The organism is Mesorhizobium sp. P2_C7, assembly GCF_056404515.1.
Map to the genome: position 1 here is coordinate 87,350 of NZ_JBFUDW010000018.1, position 15,262 is coordinate 102,611.

The 15,262-nt window shown below is 61.8% G+C and carries 16 protein-coding genes and 1 pseudogene; 12 read left to right on the forward strand and 5 right to left on the reverse strand.

The genetic code is table 11. From position 1 onward, the window contains the following. From AC1D2G_RS29815 to AC1D2G_RS29840, 6 genes and pseudogenes are all read left to right on the forward strand, one after another. Complete coding sequence (locus AC1D2G_RS29815; protein ID WP_477418562.1) at positions 1 to 423, forward strand: VOC family protein; 423 nt, start codon at positions 1 to 3, stop codon at positions 421 to 423. Then, positions 423 to 542 (forward strand): annotated as a pseudogene (locus AC1D2G_RS29820) (AAA family ATPase); the annotation flags it as partial. The gene AC1D2G_RS29815 and the pseudogene AC1D2G_RS29820, both read left to right, overlap by 1 nt. Positions 543 to 592: 50 nt before the next feature. Continuing rightward, positions 593 to 1,351, forward strand: a complete 759-nt coding sequence (locus AC1D2G_RS29825) for a GNAT family N-acetyltransferase (protein WP_477228812.1) — start codon at positions 593 to 595, stop codon at positions 1,349 to 1,351. Beyond that, the gene (locus AC1D2G_RS29830) at positions 1,338 to 1,859 is read left to right on the forward strand and encodes a CoA-binding protein (protein ID WP_095081248.1); all 522 of its coding nucleotides are present in this window, start codon (positions 1,338 to 1,340) and stop codon (positions 1,857 to 1,859) included. The genes AC1D2G_RS29825 and AC1D2G_RS29830 overlap by 14 nt, the downstream gene beginning before the upstream one ends. A 252-nt stretch (positions 1,860 to 2,111) precedes the next feature. Further along, positions 2,112 to 3,392, forward strand: a complete 1,281-nt coding sequence (locus tag AC1D2G_RS29835) for an O-acetylhomoserine aminocarboxypropyltransferase (protein WP_095081250.1) — start codon at positions 2,112 to 2,114, stop codon at positions 3,390 to 3,392. Between the two features lie 6 nt (positions 3,393 to 3,398). Continuing rightward, complete coding sequence (locus AC1D2G_RS29840) at positions 3,399 to 3,743, forward strand: cupin domain-containing protein (protein ID WP_095081251.1); 345 nt, start codon at positions 3,399 to 3,401, stop codon at positions 3,741 to 3,743. Between the two features lie 69 nt (positions 3,744 to 3,812). Here AC1D2G_RS29840 and AC1D2G_RS29845 read toward each other — a convergent pair whose 3' ends face one another. The 3 genes from AC1D2G_RS29845 to AC1D2G_RS29855 form a co-directional block, all read right to left on the reverse strand. Next, positions 3,813 to 4,541 (reverse strand): transporter substrate-binding domain-containing protein, encoded by a 729-nt coding sequence (locus tag AC1D2G_RS29845; RefSeq protein ID WP_477418564.1) that lies wholly within the window; start codon positions 4,539 to 4,541, stop codon positions 3,813 to 3,815. A 12-nt stretch (positions 4,542 to 4,553) separates the two neighbouring features. Continuing rightward, entirely contained in the window at positions 4,554 to 5,558 is a 1,005-nt protein-coding gene (locus tag AC1D2G_RS29850; protein ID WP_477418566.1) for a hypothetical protein, read from the reverse strand. Positions 5,559 to 5,645: 87 nt separating this feature from the next. Next, a complete protein-coding gene (locus AC1D2G_RS29855; RefSeq protein WP_477418568.1) occupies positions 5,646 to 6,896 on the reverse strand; it encodes a cytochrome P450 in 1,251 nt (416 codons plus the stop codon). A gap of 104 nt (positions 6,897 to 7,000) precedes the next feature. Between AC1D2G_RS29855 and AC1D2G_RS29860 the strand changes: the two genes are divergently transcribed. Then, positions 7,001 to 8,104 (forward strand): NAD(P)/FAD-dependent oxidoreductase, encoded by a 1,104-nt coding sequence (locus tag AC1D2G_RS29860; RefSeq protein WP_477418570.1) that lies wholly within the window; start codon positions 7,001 to 7,003, stop codon positions 8,102 to 8,104. Between the two features lie 23 nt (positions 8,105 to 8,127). On the opposite strand, the gene AC1D2G_RS29865 is transcribed toward AC1D2G_RS29860, so the two are convergent. Further along, a complete protein-coding gene (locus AC1D2G_RS29865) occupies positions 8,128 to 8,322 on the reverse strand; it encodes a hypothetical protein (protein WP_477228808.1) in 195 nt (64 codons plus the stop codon). Beyond that, complete coding sequence (locus AC1D2G_RS29870; protein WP_477418572.1) at positions 8,315 to 8,905, reverse strand: hypothetical protein; 591 nt, start codon at positions 8,903 to 8,905, stop codon at positions 8,315 to 8,317. The genes AC1D2G_RS29865 and AC1D2G_RS29870 overlap by 8 nt, the downstream gene beginning before the upstream one ends. 329 nt (positions 8,906 to 9,234) lie before the next feature. On the opposite strand from AC1D2G_RS29870, the gene clpP reads away from it, so the two are divergent. From clpP to AC1D2G_RS29895, 5 genes are all read left to right on the forward strand, one after another. Further along, positions 9,235 to 9,864 carry an ATP-dependent Clp endopeptidase proteolytic subunit ClpP gene (clpP, locus tag AC1D2G_RS29875; protein ID WP_457155424.1) on the forward strand — a complete coding sequence of 210 codons (630 nt, stop codon included), beginning with the start codon at positions 9,235 to 9,237 and terminating at the stop codon, positions 9,862 to 9,864. A 295-nt stretch (positions 9,865 to 10,159) separates the two neighbouring features. Next, positions 10,160 to 11,434, forward strand: coding sequence for an ATP-dependent Clp protease ATP-binding subunit ClpX (gene clpX / locus AC1D2G_RS29880; RefSeq protein WP_023759839.1), 1,275 nt, complete (start codon positions 10,160 to 10,162; stop codon positions 11,432 to 11,434). Between the two features lie 306 nt (positions 11,435 to 11,740). Next, on the forward strand, positions 11,741 to 14,152 hold the full coding sequence (gene lon / locus AC1D2G_RS29885; RefSeq protein ID WP_184870800.1) for an endopeptidase La: 2,412 nt from the start codon (positions 11,741 to 11,743) through the stop codon (positions 14,150 to 14,152). A gap of 302 nt (positions 14,153 to 14,454) precedes the next feature. Continuing rightward, the gene (locus AC1D2G_RS29890) at positions 14,455 to 14,727 is read left to right on the forward strand and encodes an HU family DNA-binding protein (protein WP_023798342.1); all 273 of its coding nucleotides are present in this window, start codon (positions 14,455 to 14,457) and stop codon (positions 14,725 to 14,727) included. A gap of 335 nt (positions 14,728 to 15,062) precedes the next feature. Next, entirely contained in the window at positions 15,063 to 15,245 is a 183-nt protein-coding gene (locus AC1D2G_RS29895) for a hypothetical protein (RefSeq protein WP_457153672.1), read from the forward strand. Positions 15,246 to 15,262 lie beyond the last annotated feature (17 nt).

Below are 15,262 nucleotides of genomic sequence, written 5' to 3' on the forward strand. Positions count from 1 at the left end.
GTGGAACCGCGCATCTCCATCATCACCATCGCGACGGACGATCTCGACCGTGCCGTGCGCTTCTACGAGGCGATGGGCCTGAGCCGTCATGCCGGCATCACCGACGGCGTCGCCTTTTTCCAGATGGGCGGCGCGATTCTCGGCCTGTTCCCGCGCGCCAGCGCCGAGGAGGATTCGGGCGTTGCCTTCGCCGGGGCGCCGTCCGCCGTCTACCTCGCTTACAACACACGCTCCGATGCCGAAGTCGACGAGGTTCTCGCCATGGCGGAAAAAGCCGGCGGCCGTATCGTCAAGCCGGCCGGCCGCGCCTTTTGGGGCGGCTGGTACGGTTATTTCGCCGATGCCGATGGGCATGTCTGGGAAGTGGCGCACAATCCGGCCTTTCCAATCGCGGAGGACGGCACCATTTCCCTGCCTGGCTGATGGCCTGTCGTAAGCAGCTGACGCGGCTCAAGGCACCCTATCTCAAGCGCATCCTGCTTGACTGGAACCTGCCGCTGTTTCGCGGCCACGATTTCGAACTCGAATTCACCACGCCGATCTGCACCGATCCGCAAGCTTTTGTGCAGGAAGCGCTGTCGGAGGATGATGCGTGACCGATGACGATCTCAACTGGCGCAGCGAACAGGCGTGCCGCGAAGCCTGGCCGGCAGCGGCCGAAACCGTCGTCGACGGCTGGCTTCTCAGGCGCTCTGGTGGCCGGACCCGGCGCGCAAACTCGGTCAATCCCCTGCGTGGCAAGCGCGGTGCACCCGACAAGGTCATCGACGCCGCCGAGTCCTTCTATGTCGGTCACGACCAGACGCCGCTGTTTCGGGTGCCTGATATCGCCGACGAGCTCGAAGCCGCACTCGACCATCGCGGTTATCAGCCCGAAGGCGGAACCATCCATCTGTATGCCGGTATCGACGACCTGGCGGAGATCCGCGACGGGCGCGTCACTGTATCGCCGGTGCCCGCCGAAGACTGGCTCGCAGCGCGGTTTCGCATAGGCGCCTACGACGACATCGATCGCCGCGTCTTTCGCGAGATGACGGGGCTGATCGCCGGCGAACGGGCGTTCGTGTCCTGTGAACGCGACAGCGAAATTGCCGCCTTGGCCTATGGCGTCATCCGAAACGGGCTGCTTGTGGTGGAATCGGTTGAAACCGACGGCCGCTTCAGGCAGCAAGGCCTGGGCCGCAAGACGGTCGGCGGTCTGATCGACTGGGCACGACGGGCGGGTGCTGACGCGGCATGCCTGCAAGTGGTGGCCGACAATGCGCCAGGCCGTGCGCTCTATGCCGCGCTTGGATTGAGCCGTGAACTTTACCGCTATCACTGCCGCAGGAAGCCGCATGAACCACGATAGTTACGACAACACCTACATCGCCGGCATCCTCAATTCGGTGAAGACCATCGCCATGGTCGGCGCGTCCGCAAATGACGTGCGGCCAAGCTATTTCGTGCTGAAATATCTGCTGGCCAAAGGCTTTTCGGTGTTTCCGATCAACCCTGGCCAGGCCGGCAAGCAAATCCTCGGCCGGATGACCTATGCCAGGCTGGCCGATGTTCCCGAACCGATCGACATGGTCGACATCTTTCGCGCGGCGTCGGCAGTGCCGGGCATTGTCGATGAGGTGTTGCGGCTCGATCCCTTGCCGAAAGTCCTTTGGATGCAGCTTGGCGTACGCCATGACGAGACAGCCGCGCGCGCCGAGGCCGCCGGCATCAAGGTGGTGATGAACCGCTGCCCCAAGATCGAATATGGCAAGCTGTCCGGCGAGATCGGCTGGACCGGCGTCAATTCCGGCGTCTTGTCGTCGAAGAAGCCGCTGATGCGCCCCGGGTTCCAGAGTTTCGGCGTTCGCCAGAAATGATGAATGTCGCCCAAAAGTGCGCAGCGGTTTTGGGATGACGACATGCACCAAAAAAGGAGCCTCTAAGGCGCGTCGGATAAAGTCCTTCAAACGCGGCACGCCTTAGAAGCAAAAATTATTCCGCAAGGCCGTGCATTTTCTCGCGTCCCGGCCGCAGATCGTTCGCCGAAGGGCATTTTCTTCTTTGCATTCGCGTCCGGGCTTCGCCAAGAATGCCCGGCCATTTCAAGAGTTTCAAAAAGAGAGGTTTCGATGACCCGCACGCCCGGTTTCAACACGCTCGCCGTCCATGCCGGCGCCAAGCCTGACCCGGCGACCGGCGCCCGGGCCACACCGATCTACCAGACGACCTCCTTCGTCTTCGACGATGCCGATCACGCTGCCTCGCTGTTCGGGCTGAAGGCCTTCGGCAATATCTATACCCGCATCATGAACCCGACCCAGGCAGTGCTGGAAGAACGCATCGCCGCCCTCGAGGGCGGCACGGCGGCGCTTGCGGTCGCCTCCGGCCATGCCGCGCAAGTGATCGTGTTCCACAATCTGATGCAGCCGGGCGACAATTTCGTTGCCGCCAACAAGCTCTATGGCGGTTCGATCAACCAGTTCGGCCATGCCTTCAAGAATTATGGCTGGGAGGTGCGCTGGGCCGACACCAATGACATCTCGACCTTCGAGAGCCAGATCGACGACAGGACCAAGGCGATCTTCATCGAGAGCCTCGCTAATCCGGGCGGCACCTTTGTCGATATCGAGAAGATCGGCGACATCGCCCGCAAGCACGGCCTGCCGCTTATCGTCGACAACACGCTGGCCTCGCCCTACCTGATCCGCCCGATCGAGCACGGCGCCGACATCGTCGTCCATTCGCTGACCAAATTCATCGGCGGTCACGGCAATTCGATCGGTGGCGCCATCGTCGACGGCGGCACCTTCGACTGGTCCAAGTCGGGCAAGTACCCGATGCTGTCGGAACCGCGCCCCGAATATGGCGGCCTTATCCTGCACGAAACCTTCGGCAATTTCGCTTTCGCCATTGCCGCACGCGTGCTTGGCCTGCGCGACCTCGGTCCGGCGATTTCGCCGTTCAACGCCTTCCTGATCCTGACCGGCCTGGAAACCTTGCCGCTGCGCATGCAACGCCACTGCGACAACGCCGTGACCGTCGCCGCCTGGCTGTCCAATCACCCCAAGGTCGCCTCGGTGAATTATCCCGGCCTGCCCTCAGACAAGAACCACGCGCTGCAGAAGAAGTACTCGCCGCAAGGCGCCGGCGCCGTGTTCACCTTCGGTCTCAAGGGCGGCTATGACGCCGGCGTCAAGTTCGTCGAGGCGCTGGAACTGTTTTCGCACCTCGCCAATGTAGGCGACACCAAGTCGCTGGTCATCCACCCGGCCTCGACCACGCACCGCCAGCTTTCCGACGAGCAGAAGGTCAAGGCCGGAGCCGGTCCGGACACTGTGCGGCTTTCCATCGGCATCGAGGACGTCAACGACATCGTTGCCGACCTCGAACAGGCGCTTGCCAAGGTCTGATCGATCATGACCGCGTTTCTTTCCGTCGACATCAAAAACGTCGAACCCGAATCTGGCGCGCCGGCGCCGGATCGGCTGATCTCGGGCGATCCGAAATTCCGCACCTGGAACGTCGAGGAGCGTGACGGTGGCCTCTATGCCGGCATCTGGGAATCGACCCCGGGCAAATGGCGCATCGTCTATGACGAATGGGAATTCTGCCACATCCTGTCCGGCGTTTCGGTGATCGCCGAAGAAGGCGGTGCGGCGCGCACCGTCAAGGCCGGCGACAGCTTTGTGCTCAGGCCCGGCTTCAAGGGCAGCTGGGAAGTGCTTGAAACGACCCGCAAGGAGTATGTGATCAAGCTCTAATGCATGTCGCCCAAAAGTGGCCCCGGTTTTGGGGAACGACATGCATAAAAACGGGCATCCAGGCCGGGGTCACACGACGCGATCGATATCGCTGTCCGAAAATCCGTATCGCGCCATCATCTGCCGGTGCCAGTCACCGCCCAGCAATTCATCGAGGCAAGCATCGATGTCCCTGAGCAGGGCGCTGTGGCCCTTGGCGATTGCGAAGGCACCGGCCGATGGCTGTTTTTCGCTGGCCGGGACCTCGACAAGACCAAGCGGCATTTCGGGCCGCTTGGTCAGATAGCCGCGATGCGCCATCGCAACGCTGGCATAGGCGTGCACCACGCCGTTGGCGACTGCATCCGCTGCGTCGGCCTGGGTTGCAAACATCCTGATCTGCTCCGGCGCAATCCCGTTGTGCAACGCCGTGAGATGCTGCACCTGGTCGGTAATGACGCCAAGCAAAGCCGTCCGGTCCCTGGCAATGGACTGGTAGCCGCCAAAGCCGCGCGGATTGTCTTTCGCGACCAGCAACCCATCCTGCAACGCCCAGATCGGCCGTGTGAAGTCTACGATCTCTTGGCGCTCGTCGGAGACGAACAGGCCGGTCGTCATGGTCCAGCGGCCCTCGACCAGCCCTGGCAGCAATTCAGCGAATTCGGTCTCGATCGGCCTGAAGCCCGCCAATCCGAGCTTCTCGCCGAGCCTGCGCGCAAGCTCGACGTCACAGCCTGAGACCTCGCCCGATGCACCGGCAAAGCAAAATGGCGGCTCTTCGAGGAAGGCGAATTTCAACTCGGTCATATGTTTGGGCAAACCGTCGCCTTCCTATTTCGCGGGGAACTGGCTGAGGCAGGCCTCCGATGCCTTGTCGTGGAAGGTCAGGGCATTGGGGTCCTCTGCCTCGATATCGGCGTCGGAAATCTCGTTGCGATAATACTGCGCCACGAGATCGAGGCCCTCCTGGCTGATGCCCTGGGTCGGCATTTCGCGCGCAAGGCAGCCGCAAAGGCTGAGCGCTCGGTCCGGTGAGCCAATCTTGTGGTTGGTGAGGATGAAATCCTGTGCCGGACAGGCATCGAGAAAGCTGTCGAAATTCAGCTTCTGCTGCGGCTGGTCGCCATGATTGAAGTACGCCGGCGGCCATTGGCTCTTGCCGCTGGCGACATCGCAGCCGGTGCCGACGTCCTCGGCATTTTTCAGAAGCGCCTGCCAGGCAATCTCTTTCGCGCCCGTCGGATATTCGAAATTCTCGCCCAGCGATGCGGTGTACATATCGAGATCGGGCTGCGTGAAGCCGGTCACCTGAAACCGGCTGAACCGGCATTGGCATTCAGCGCTCACGCGTTCCGCTTCACCCTCCGCCGGCTGCTCGTTGGATCTGCTTTTCTGGCAGGCCGCCATGAAGGCGGCATCATCAAGCGACGAGGCAGGAAACGTAGAGGCGTCGACATAGCGTTTTCCGTCCCAGCCGATCATCATCTGGTCGGACTGGATGTCGAGAAAACCGTTTCGTTTGAAGGCGCTGAGCCCGATCTTGTCCTGCGGCACCAGCCTTGCGCCGGGAATGTCGCCGAGGACTTCCTGGTAGCTGTCGCCTTCAAGGACGAACAGGAAGTTGCCGCAATGGATGCCGTCGCAGCCCGGCGCATAGCGATAGGCGAAGATCTCGGGAAAGCCGTCGAGGTTGAGATCGACCTCCACCGCAAAGGATGGCGGCGGGAAATCCTTGGCTCCGGTCTGCCGCTCCAGCAGGCCGGCCGCCATTTTCTGGGCGATCGCCACGCTGTTTTCCCACGGGATGTTCTCCGGCTGCTGCTGGGCGTGCGCCATCCCCAGGCACGCGCAAAGCATGGCCAACGCGAACGCCGTCGCCGGTCTCGAAAACACCCACATGTCGCAGCCCCAGGCCCGCGATCGTCAGAAGCCGACGGCGAGCGTTTCCAGCCCATGGAAGTGGTAAGTGTCGCGGAAGCGGGGCGGTTCGGCAAGATGCAGCTTTGGCTGCCGGTCGAACAAGGTTTTCAGCGATACCTGCAATTCGAGCCGGGCTAGCGGCGCACCGATGCAGAAATGGATGCCGGCGCCGAAGGATACGTTCTTCTGGTCGGCGCGATCCGGGTTGAAGGCGAGCGGTTCGGCGAAGGCGCGCGGGTCGTGATTGGCCATGCCGAGCAGCAGCCCGATCGTCTGGCCCGGCTGTACGACGATGCCCGGCGCGACTTCGAACTCCTGATAGGCGTAGCGCGTGAACATGTGCAGTGGCGCGTCGAAGCGCAGGCACTCCTCCACTGTCGCCGCGGTCGCTTCGGGTGAGCTGAAGAAGCGACGGGGATCGCCACCTTGCGCCAGGATCGAGCGCACGGCATTGCCGGTCTGGTGCACGGTCGCTTCATGGCCGGCATTGAGCAGCAGGATCGCCGAGGACACCATCTCGTCCTCCGACAGCTTCTGGCCGTCCTCCTGCGCCGAGATCAGCAGCGACAGCAGGTCGTCACCGGGGTTCTTGCGCCGCTCGGTGACATGGCTGCGCAGGAAATCGGCAAAATCGCCTGCGGCGCGGTTGGCCGTCTCCTCGGTTTCGCGCGTGCGGCTATGCATGTACATGGCGACCATCTGGTGCGACCAGTCGAGCAGTTGCGGCCCCATCTCGACCGGAACGCCGAGCATTTCGGCAATGATGGTGATCGGCAGCGGCGCCGCGAAGGCGGGCAAGAGGTCGACGGTTCCTTCGGGTTGGAAACGGTCGATCAACTCGTTGGTGAGCGCTTCGACACGCGGACGCAGCCGTTCGACCTGGCGCGAGACGAAAGCACGGTTGACCAGAGTTCTCAGCCGCGTGTGTACCGGTGGCTCCAGCTCCAGCATCGAATTGGCTTCGATGCCGTCGAATGCCTTGAGATGGCTGCGGTCCTGGCCGACACCGCGCCTGTCTGGAACGCCGGCCGGGTTCTGCCGGCCGAAGCGACGATCGCGCAGCAGCCGGTTGACGTCGTCGAAGCCGCCAAAGCACCAGAAGCCGAACTCTTCCCAGAAGAATGCATTCGAGATGCCGTGCAGAAAGGCGTAGGCCTCGTAAGGATCTTGAAAAAAGGCCGGCTCGTGCGGGTCGAGCCGCAGGTGGCGGGTGGCTGGATCAAAGGCCAGATAAGGTGGCGTCAATTTGGTCATGCCAGACCAATAGCGCGGCTTGCCAGCCCGGTTCCAGACCGTATGTTGCGCCCGGATAGCCCAATGCGTTGAGCCAGCCATATGGCTGCGGAAAGACTGAACTGATGAATGTGATCGTTGTCGGCGCGGGCATTGCCGGTCTGTCCACCGCGTGGTCGCTGGTCAAGGCCGGCCACAGCGTTTCGATCGTCGAACAGGGACCGATCCCCAACCCGCTGGCGGCATCAGGCGACCATCACCGCATCATCCGCCGCGCCTACCGGGCCGGTACCGGCTATGGCCGGCTGATCACCGAAGCCTATCAGACCTGGGACGAGATGTGGGCCGATCTCGGCGAAAGCCACCTCGATCCCAGAGGTTTTGTCTGCATTTCGCGCGCGCCGGGCGACGAGGCCGAGGAATACCGCGAGGGCCTGGAGGAGGGGAATTTCCCTTTCGAGTTGCTGGCGCCGGATGCGGCCGCGCAACGCTGGCCGTTTCTTGAGGCTGGCTCGTTCCGCTATGCCTATTTTTCGACCGAAGGCGGCGCGCTGCACTGCCGCAAGATCGCCTCCGGCCTGGCTAAATGGCTGCGGACCAATGGCGCCAATGTCTACGAGAACAGCAAGGTCGTCGAAATCGACGAGGAAACCGGTCACATCGTGCTCGAAAGCGGCGAAACCATGCAGGCGGACCGCATCGTCGTCGCTGCCGGTGCCTGGGTGTTGAAACTTTTCCCGGAACTGGACGGCGAACTGAAGACCTATCGAACGGCACTTGCCTATGTCGAACCGCCGGCGGACCTAAAGGCCGCCTGGCTGGCAGCGCCGGTCGTCCTCGATATCGGCGGCACGGTCGACGGCTACGTGATCCCGCCCTCCGGCGGCGCCAGCATGAAATTCGGTTCCGGTCTCCACAGGGTGCCGACCAGCGACGCCGACTGGAACCGGGAGCCGGTGCCGGGCGAGGGGGAGGCGATCCGCAACCTGTTTTCGCCGCCGATCGCCCGCATCGATGAGTATGAGGTGACCGAGGTCGTCACCTGCGCCTACACCTTCACCGCCGACGAGAAATTCATGGCGCACGAGAAGGGCAGATGCCTGATCGTCTCGGCCTGCTCCGGCCATGGCTACAAATTCGGTGCTGCGGTCGGCCGGCGCGTTGCCGCTGCCATTGGTGACGGCGACATCGCCGGCCTGAAGCGCTGGCTGCGAGCGGAGGTGGCCTGAACGGACCCTCGTAAGACAGCGCGCTAGCCGGAGGCGTAAAAGAAAAGCGCCACTGCTGCGATCGTTAGAAAACCGAAGAACGCCGCATAAGGGTAGTATCCATCGGGTCCAGATGGGCTTTTCCATTTTAGCACCGCCGCGTCGTACAGGTCGTGTCGCAGGAAGAGATAAGCCGCAGCCGCACCAAAGGCGATGACGATCCAGCCAAGACTATCCATTGCAGTGCCTGGGAATATGCACGCGCCGCCAGCCGGATGACCCTTCGCGAACCAGCACGCGCCGGGCGACGGTCCGGTAGGAGGCGGGAACATTGATGATGCGCCTTTGCTCCGGCTGCACCAGCACCTCCTCGGCGATGCTGTCATACTGCGCCGGGGTGACGACACGCCGTGTGCGTTCGGGCTGGATCACCACGGTCTCGGCGACACGCCCGTAGCGCGCCTTGTGCCAGATCTTGCACAGCACCTTGCGGCCATGGATGACGCGCCATTCCCAGGAATAGCCGCCATCATCGATCTGGACCGTGTGGTAAACGGTGCGGGTGACGGCGGGCACGACATCGTAGGTCACTTGCGCCGGAACCGTCATCACCACGCGTTCGCGGGTGCCATAGATGGCCGGGGTATAGTCGACCTGCTGGCCGGCCGGGCTGACCAGCACGTCTTCGTAGACAGTGTCGTAGACATCAGGCGTGCGGACCGGTTCATAGCATTCGACGGCGCGACCGCCGGCCGCGGTTTGCGAAATCGTGCCGAGCACGGTCAGCCCGGCAATGGCGAAGCATGCGGTTTTCCTGAACATGACACTCCCCCTGTTGAACGGCACAATGACGGTTCAACGTTGGATTGTAGGGGAAGCGGCGTCGGGTAAAAGGGGGATTTGCGGTATTTCGTTAAGCAATTCGGTTAAGAAATTGCTACGAATGGTGATGACATCGCCAAACGATGACGACACGGGTCGATGATCCCCGTGAATAACCTTGATTCGACTTACCCAGATGGCTAGGACGGGTCGGCCTTGCACAAGGATGAGCCGGCATCCTATTTACGGAATGACGATCCAGAACCGATTCTGCCCGATCTGCCAGCCTTCCCGGCGCCGGAATCCCACCGCGAGATAAGAGATAACTAATGAAGAACCCCGTCGAAACCTACATGAACCTCGTTCCGATGGTGGTCGAACAGACCAATCGCGGCGAGCGGGCCTACGACATTTTCTCGCGCCTCCTTAAGGAGCGCATCATTTTCATCACCGGTCCGGTCGAGGACGGCATGGCGACGCTGGTCTGCGCGCAGCTTTTGTTCCTGGAAGCCGAGAATCCGAAGAAGGAAATCAACCTCTATATCAACTCGCCGGGTGGCGTCGTCACCTCGGGCATGGCGATCTACGATACCATGCAGTTCATCAAGCCGGCAGTGTCGACGCTCTGCATCGGCCAGGCGGCCTCGATGGGGTCGCTGCTTTTGACCGCCGGCCACAAGGACATGCGCTTTGCCACGCCGAACGCCCGCATCATGGTTCACCAGCCTTCCGGCGGCTTCCAGGGCCAGGCGTCCGACATCGAGCGCCATGCCCAGGACATCATCAAGCTGAAGCGTCGCCTCAACGAGGTCTACGTCAAGCACACCGGCAAGAGCTACGAAGAGATCGAAAAGACGCTCGACCGCGACCATTTCATGACCGCCGACGAAGCCAGGGATTTCGGCCTCATCGACAAGGTCATTTCGTCGCGCGAGCCGGTGGAAGGCGTTGTGGCATAAGGGCTAGTTGGCAGTTGGATGGCGGCATCACGCGCTTTTGGCGTGTCTTGCGGCATTTCAGCCACAATTGCCTGTTCCCTCGGGGGCTAGGATTGCCTACGTTAAGGCTATGTTGAGTTTCGGCGGCTTAGCTTTATGCGGGGCTGTCGCGAATCATTGCCACGTTTTCTGATTTGTGTTTCGTACGGAATGCGTTGCAGGAGCCGGACACTGGCGGCGGCGGATTCCCGCGATAGATGAGAGTATGCGCCCTTTCAGCCAGACCATCGGCGGGCGGCCATGAAAGGACATGAAAATGAGCAAGGTCGGCAACAACAGCGGCGATTCCAAGAATACGCTCTACTGCTCGTTTTGCGGCAAAAGCCAGCACGAAGTGCGCAAGCTGATCGCCGGTCCGACGGTCTTCATCTGCGACGAGTGCGTCGAGCTCTGCATGGACATCATCCGCGAGGAGAACAAGACCTCGATGGTGAAGTCGCGCGAGGGCGTGCCGACACCGCAGGAGATCCTCAAGGTTCTCGACGACTATGTCATCGGCCAGCCCTACGCCAAGCGCGTGCTGTCGGTGGCCGTCCACAACCACTACAAGCGCCTCGCGCATGCCGGCAAGAACAACGATGTCGAGCTGGCCAAGTCGAACATCCTGCTGATCGGCCCGACCGGCTGCGGCAAGACGCTGCTGGCCCAGACGCTGGCCCGCATCATCGACGTGCCCTTCACCATGGCTGATGCCACGACGCTGACCGAAGCCGGTTATGTCGGCGAGGATGTCGAAAACATCATCCTCAAGCTGCTGCAGTCGGCCGACTACAATGTCGAGCGGGCGCAGCGCGGCATCGTCTACATCGACGAGATCGACAAGATTTCGCGCAAGTCCGACAATCCCTCGATCACCCGCGACGTGTCGGGCGAGGGCGTGCAGCAGGCGCTGCTGAAGATCATGGAAGGCACCGTCGCCTCCGTGCCGCCGCAGGGCGGCAGGAAGCACCCGCAGCAGGAATTCCTGCAGGTCGACACCGCCAACATCCTGTTCATCTGCGGCGGCGCTTTCGCCGGGCTGGACAAGATCATCTCGGATCGCGGCCGGAAAACCTCGATCGGCTTTGGCGCCATCGTCGCTTCGCCCGAGGATCGCCGCACCGGCGATGTCTTCCGCCTGGTAGAGCCCGAGGATCTGTTGAAATTCGGTCTTATCCCCGAATTTGTCGGCCGTCTGCCGGTCCTGGCGACCTTGGAGGACCTCGACGAGCCGGCGCTGATCCAGATCCTGACCGAGCCGAAGAACGCGCTGGTCAAGCAGTATCAGCGGCTGTTCGAGATGGAGAATGTCGACCTGACCTTCCACGAGAACGCCCTGTCGGCGATCGCCAAGCGCGCCATCGAGCGCAAGACCGGCGCGCGCGGCCTGCGCTCGATCATGGAAGCGATCCTGCTCGACACGATGTTCGAACTTCCCGCGCTCGAAGGCGTGCGCGAAGTGGTTATTTCGGAAGAGGTGGTTACCGGCAGTGCCCGGCCGCTCTATATCTACTCCGAGCAGAAGGAAAAGAAGGGCAATGTCAGCGCCTGACATGACCCCACAGCGGAATTTTGAAACGGCGCCGCAAGGCGCCGTTTTGCTGTCACGCAGGGTTTTGCGGCTGCGCCCGGTCTTGCAGTCACAAATCTGTCACTTGCGGGCAAGTTGGAGGAGCGGATTTGTACGGGCCTCTTGATCTTTGTGGATCGTGCATCCAACTAACTGGAGAAGGCCGAGGTGCCCGATTTCTGTGCTGTAAAACTCCCGTCATAAACGGTGGTAGGCGGAACGATCCCCGGTCGTTAATATGAGATTCGCGGTTGGCTGATTGGCGGCCGCGACATGAAAGGTTGGACAATGGCCAAAATATCCAAGGCTCCCAGCGACGGCGTCTTCGCAGTCCTCCCACTGCGCGACATCGTGGTGTTCCCGCACATGATCGTTCCGCTCTTCGTCGGGCGTGAAAAGTCGATCAAGGCGCTGGAAGAGGTGATGGGTCAGGAGAAGCAGATCCTGCTCGCCACCCAGATGAATGCCGCCGACGACGATCCCGAGCCCGATGCCATCTTCGACATCGGCACGCTCGCCAATGTGCTGCAATTGCTGAAGTTGCCCGACGGCACCGTCAAGGTTCTGGTCGAAGGCGCCTCGCGCGCGAAAATCGTCTCGTTCACCGACCGCCCCGACTTCCACGAGGCCCGCGCCACGGCGCTGGTCGAGCCGGAAGAGGAAGAGGTCGAGGTTGAGGCGCTGGCTCGCTCGGTGGTCACCGACTTCGAGAACTACGTCAAGCTGAACAAGAAGATCTCGCCCGAAGTGGTGGGTGCCGCCAGCCAGATCGACGACTATTCCAAGCTCGCCGACACGGTCGCTTCGCATCTCGCCATCAAGATTCCCGAGAAGCAGGAAATGCTGGCCACGCTCTCGGTCAAGGAGCGGCTGGAAAAGGCGATGGGCTTCATGGAAGCCGAAATCTCCGTCCTGCAGGTGGAGAAGCGCATCCGTTCGCGCGTCAAGCGCCAGATGGAGAAGACACAGCGCGAATACTACCTCAACGAGCAGATGAAGGCGATCCAGAAGGAACTCGGCGAAGGCGAGGACGGCCGCGACGAAGCTGCCGAGATCGAGGCGCGCATCAAGAAGACCAAGCTCTCCAAGGAGGCCCGCGAAAAGGCGGAAGCCGAGTTGAAGAAGCTCAGGACGATGTCGCCCATGTCGGCGGAATCGACCGTCGTGCGCAACTATCTCGACTGGATCCTGTCGATCCCGTGGGGCAAGAACTCCAAGGTCAAGCAGGACCTGGCTTTCGCGCAGAACGTGCTCGACACCGATCATTTCGGCCTCGACAAGGTCAAGGACCGCATCGTCGAGTACCTTGCCGTGCAAAGCCGCCAGAAGAAGCTGAAGGGGCCGATCCTGTGCCTCGTCGGCCCTCCCGGCGTCGGCAAGACCTCGCTCGGCAAGTCGATCGCCAAGGCGACCGGTCGCGAATTCATCCGCATGGCGCTCGGCGGCGTGCGTGACGAAGCCGAGATCCGTGGCCATCGGCGCACCTATATCGGCTCGATGCCCGGCAAGGTCATCCAGTCGATGAAGAAGGCGAAGAAGTCCAACCCGCTCTTCCTGCTCGACGAGATCGACAAGATGGGCCAGGACTTCCGTGGCGATCCGTCGTCGGCGCTGCTCGAGGTGCTCGATCCCGAACAGAACTCGACGTTCATGGACCATTACCTCGAGGTCGAATACGACCTGTCGAGCGTGATGTTCGTGACGACGGCGAACACGCTGAACATCCCTGCGCCCTTGATGGACCGCATGGAGATCATCCGTATCGCCGGCTACACCGAGGACGAGAAGATCGAAATCGCCAAGCGGCACCTGATGCCGAAGGTGGTGCGCGACCATGCCCTGCAGCCGAAGGAGTTCTCCGTCGGCGAGGACGCGATCCGCGCCATCATCCAGACCTACACCCGTGAAGCGGGCGTCAGAAGTCTGGAGCGCGAGCTGATGAAGCTCGGGCGCAAGGCGGTGACCGAGATCCTGAAGACGAAGAAGAAGACGGTCAACATCACGGCGGCGAACCTCGCCGACTACCTCGGTGTTCCGCGCTTCCGCTTCGGCCAGGTCGAGGCTGACGATCAGGTCGGTGTCGTTACCGGGCTTGCCTGGACGGAAGTCGGCGGCGAGCTGCTGACGGTCGAAGGCGTCATGATGCCCGGCAAGGGCCGCATGACGGTGACCGGCAACCTGCGCGACGTGATGAAGGAATCGATTTCGGCGGCGGCCTCCTATGTCCGCTCGCGCGCCATCGATTTCGGCATCGAGCCGCCGCTGTTCGATAAGCGCGACATCCACGTGCACGTGCCGGAAGGTGCGACGCCCAAGGATGGACCGTCGGCCGGCGTGGCGATGGCGACAGCGATCATCTCGGTGCTGACGGGCATTCCGATCAAGGCCGATGTGGCGATGACCGGCGAGATCACGCTGCGCGGCAGGGTGCTGCCGATCGGTGGGCTCAAGGAGAAGCTGCTTGCCGCGTTGCGCGGCGGCATCAAGAAGGTGCTGATCCCGGAAGACAATGCCAAGGACCTGGCGGAGATTCCGGACAACGTGAAGAACGGGATGGAGATCATTCCGGTCTCACGGGTCGGTGAGGTGTTGCGCCACGCGCTGGTGCGTATGCCGGAGCCGATCGAGTGGGTCGAACCTGTCAATCCGCCGGCGACGACCGACACCGCGGATGATGCCGGCAAGACGCTTGCACATTAGAGCGGCGGCGCGCGTCCACCTGGACGCGCAAAGGACGCTCTGACACTCGGGACTTGCGCATGGTCCCTTCCGAAAACCGGCTACGGTTTTCGGGGTCATGCGTAAGTTTTCGCTAAGGTTGCAGTGCACAAACAGAGAGCCGGGCTTCGCGCCCGGCTTTTTCATGTGAAAAACCCCGGAATTCCGGGCTTTTTCCGCTTTTTCTTGGGCATTTCGACTTGGTTGCGGGAACGCTTCTTTCTAAAGTCCGTTTCCTGCCGGATGAGTCGTAGGTTCCGGTGTTCTCATGGAAGGGAATTTTTATGAACAAGAACGAACTGGTGTCCGCTGTCGCCGACGCCGCGAGCATTTCGAAGGGTGACGCACAGTCGGCGGTCGACGCGGTGTTTTCCGTGATCACCGGCGAACTGAAGAAGGGCGGCGATGTCCGGCTTGTCGGCTTTGGCAATTTCACCGTGTCAAAGCGTGCGGCTTCGACGGGCCGCAACCCGCAGACAGGCGCCGAAGTCCAGATCCCGGCGCGTACCGTGCCGAAGTTCTCGGCCGGCAAGGGCCTCAAGGACGCGGTCAACTAAGCGACTTTTTCTTTTCAGAGACCAGAAAAGCCGGGCTTGCCCCGGCTTTTCTTTTTGTGCCCGACGCCGGTACACGCGAGCACAAAAGCCGGGCCTGCCCGGCTTTTCTTTTGCCGGGCCTGGAGTGGACGATCTCTGGGTCATGCCGTCCCGGAAAATGAGGGCGCGAAGCAGCCAAACTCGCACGTCCGGAGAACCGGGATGAAGGGGCGCTTGGCGCGAGTCCGCTTTTTGCGCTCGACCGAGGGTCCTGGCCATACTATCCTGCACTCTAGGACATTGGCGGCGCTGCTCCACGTCGGGAAGAGGTTCCCCATGCCTAGGGGTGTTCGGAAATGAACCTGTTGATCGACAAGCTTGCCGGATTGGTCTTTATCGTCATTGGCTTCCTGCTGGCGGCATCGGGTTACCGGGCCGCATCGACGGGATATATGGCTGCCGGGATCGTTCTGCTCGCCATCGGAATTGCACTGGTGGTACGCAAGGTGTTGCGGCGAAATCAGGACAATCAACAGTGATGGCCGCCAGGGGTAGA

Bases quoted from the DNA above. Each gene is read 5' to 3' on its own strand.
- AC1D2G_RS29830 (WP_095081248.1), top strand. From the start codon at position 1,338: ATGAACCACGATAGTTACGACAACACCTACATCGCCGGCATCCTCAAT.
- AC1D2G_RS29835 (WP_095081250.1), top strand. From the start codon at position 2,112: ATGACCCGCACGCCCGGTTTCAACACGCTCGCCGTCCATGCCGGCGCC.
- AC1D2G_RS29840 (WP_095081251.1), top strand. From the start codon at position 3,399: ATGACCGCGTTTCTTTCCGTCGACATCAAAAACGTCGAACCCGAATCT.
- AC1D2G_RS29850 (WP_477418566.1), bottom strand. From the start codon at position 5,558: ATGGCGCACGCCCAGCAGCAGCCGGAGAACATCCCGTGGGAAAACAGC.
- AC1D2G_RS29855 (WP_477418568.1), bottom strand. From the start codon at position 6,896: ATGACCAAATTGACGCCACCTTATCTGGCCTTTGATCCAGCCACCCGC.
- AC1D2G_RS29860 (WP_477418570.1), top strand. From the start codon at position 7,001: ATGAATGTGATCGTTGTCGGCGCGGGCATTGCCGGTCTGTCCACCGCG.
- AC1D2G_RS29865 (WP_477228808.1), bottom strand. From the start codon at position 8,322: ATGGATAGTCTTGGCTGGATCGTCATCGCCTTTGGTGCGGCTGCGGCT.
- AC1D2G_RS29870 (WP_477418572.1), bottom strand. From the start codon at position 8,905: ATGTTCAGGAAAACCGCATGCTTCGCCATTGCCGGGCTGACCGTGCTC.
- clpP (WP_457155424.1), top strand. From the start codon at position 9,235: ATGAAGAACCCCGTCGAAACCTACATGAACCTCGTTCCGATGGTGGTC.
- clpX (WP_023759839.1), top strand. From the start codon at position 10,160: ATGAGCAAGGTCGGCAACAACAGCGGCGATTCCAAGAATACGCTCTAC.
- lon (WP_184870800.1), top strand. From the start codon at position 11,741: ATGGCCAAAATATCCAAGGCTCCCAGCGACGGCGTCTTCGCAGTCCTC.
- AC1D2G_RS29890 (WP_023798342.1), top strand. From the start codon at position 14,455: ATGAACAAGAACGAACTGGTGTCCGCTGTCGCCGACGCCGCGAGCATT.
- AC1D2G_RS29895 (WP_457153672.1), top strand. From the start codon at position 15,063: ATGAACCTGTTGATCGACAAGCTTGCCGGATTGGTCTTTATCGTCATT.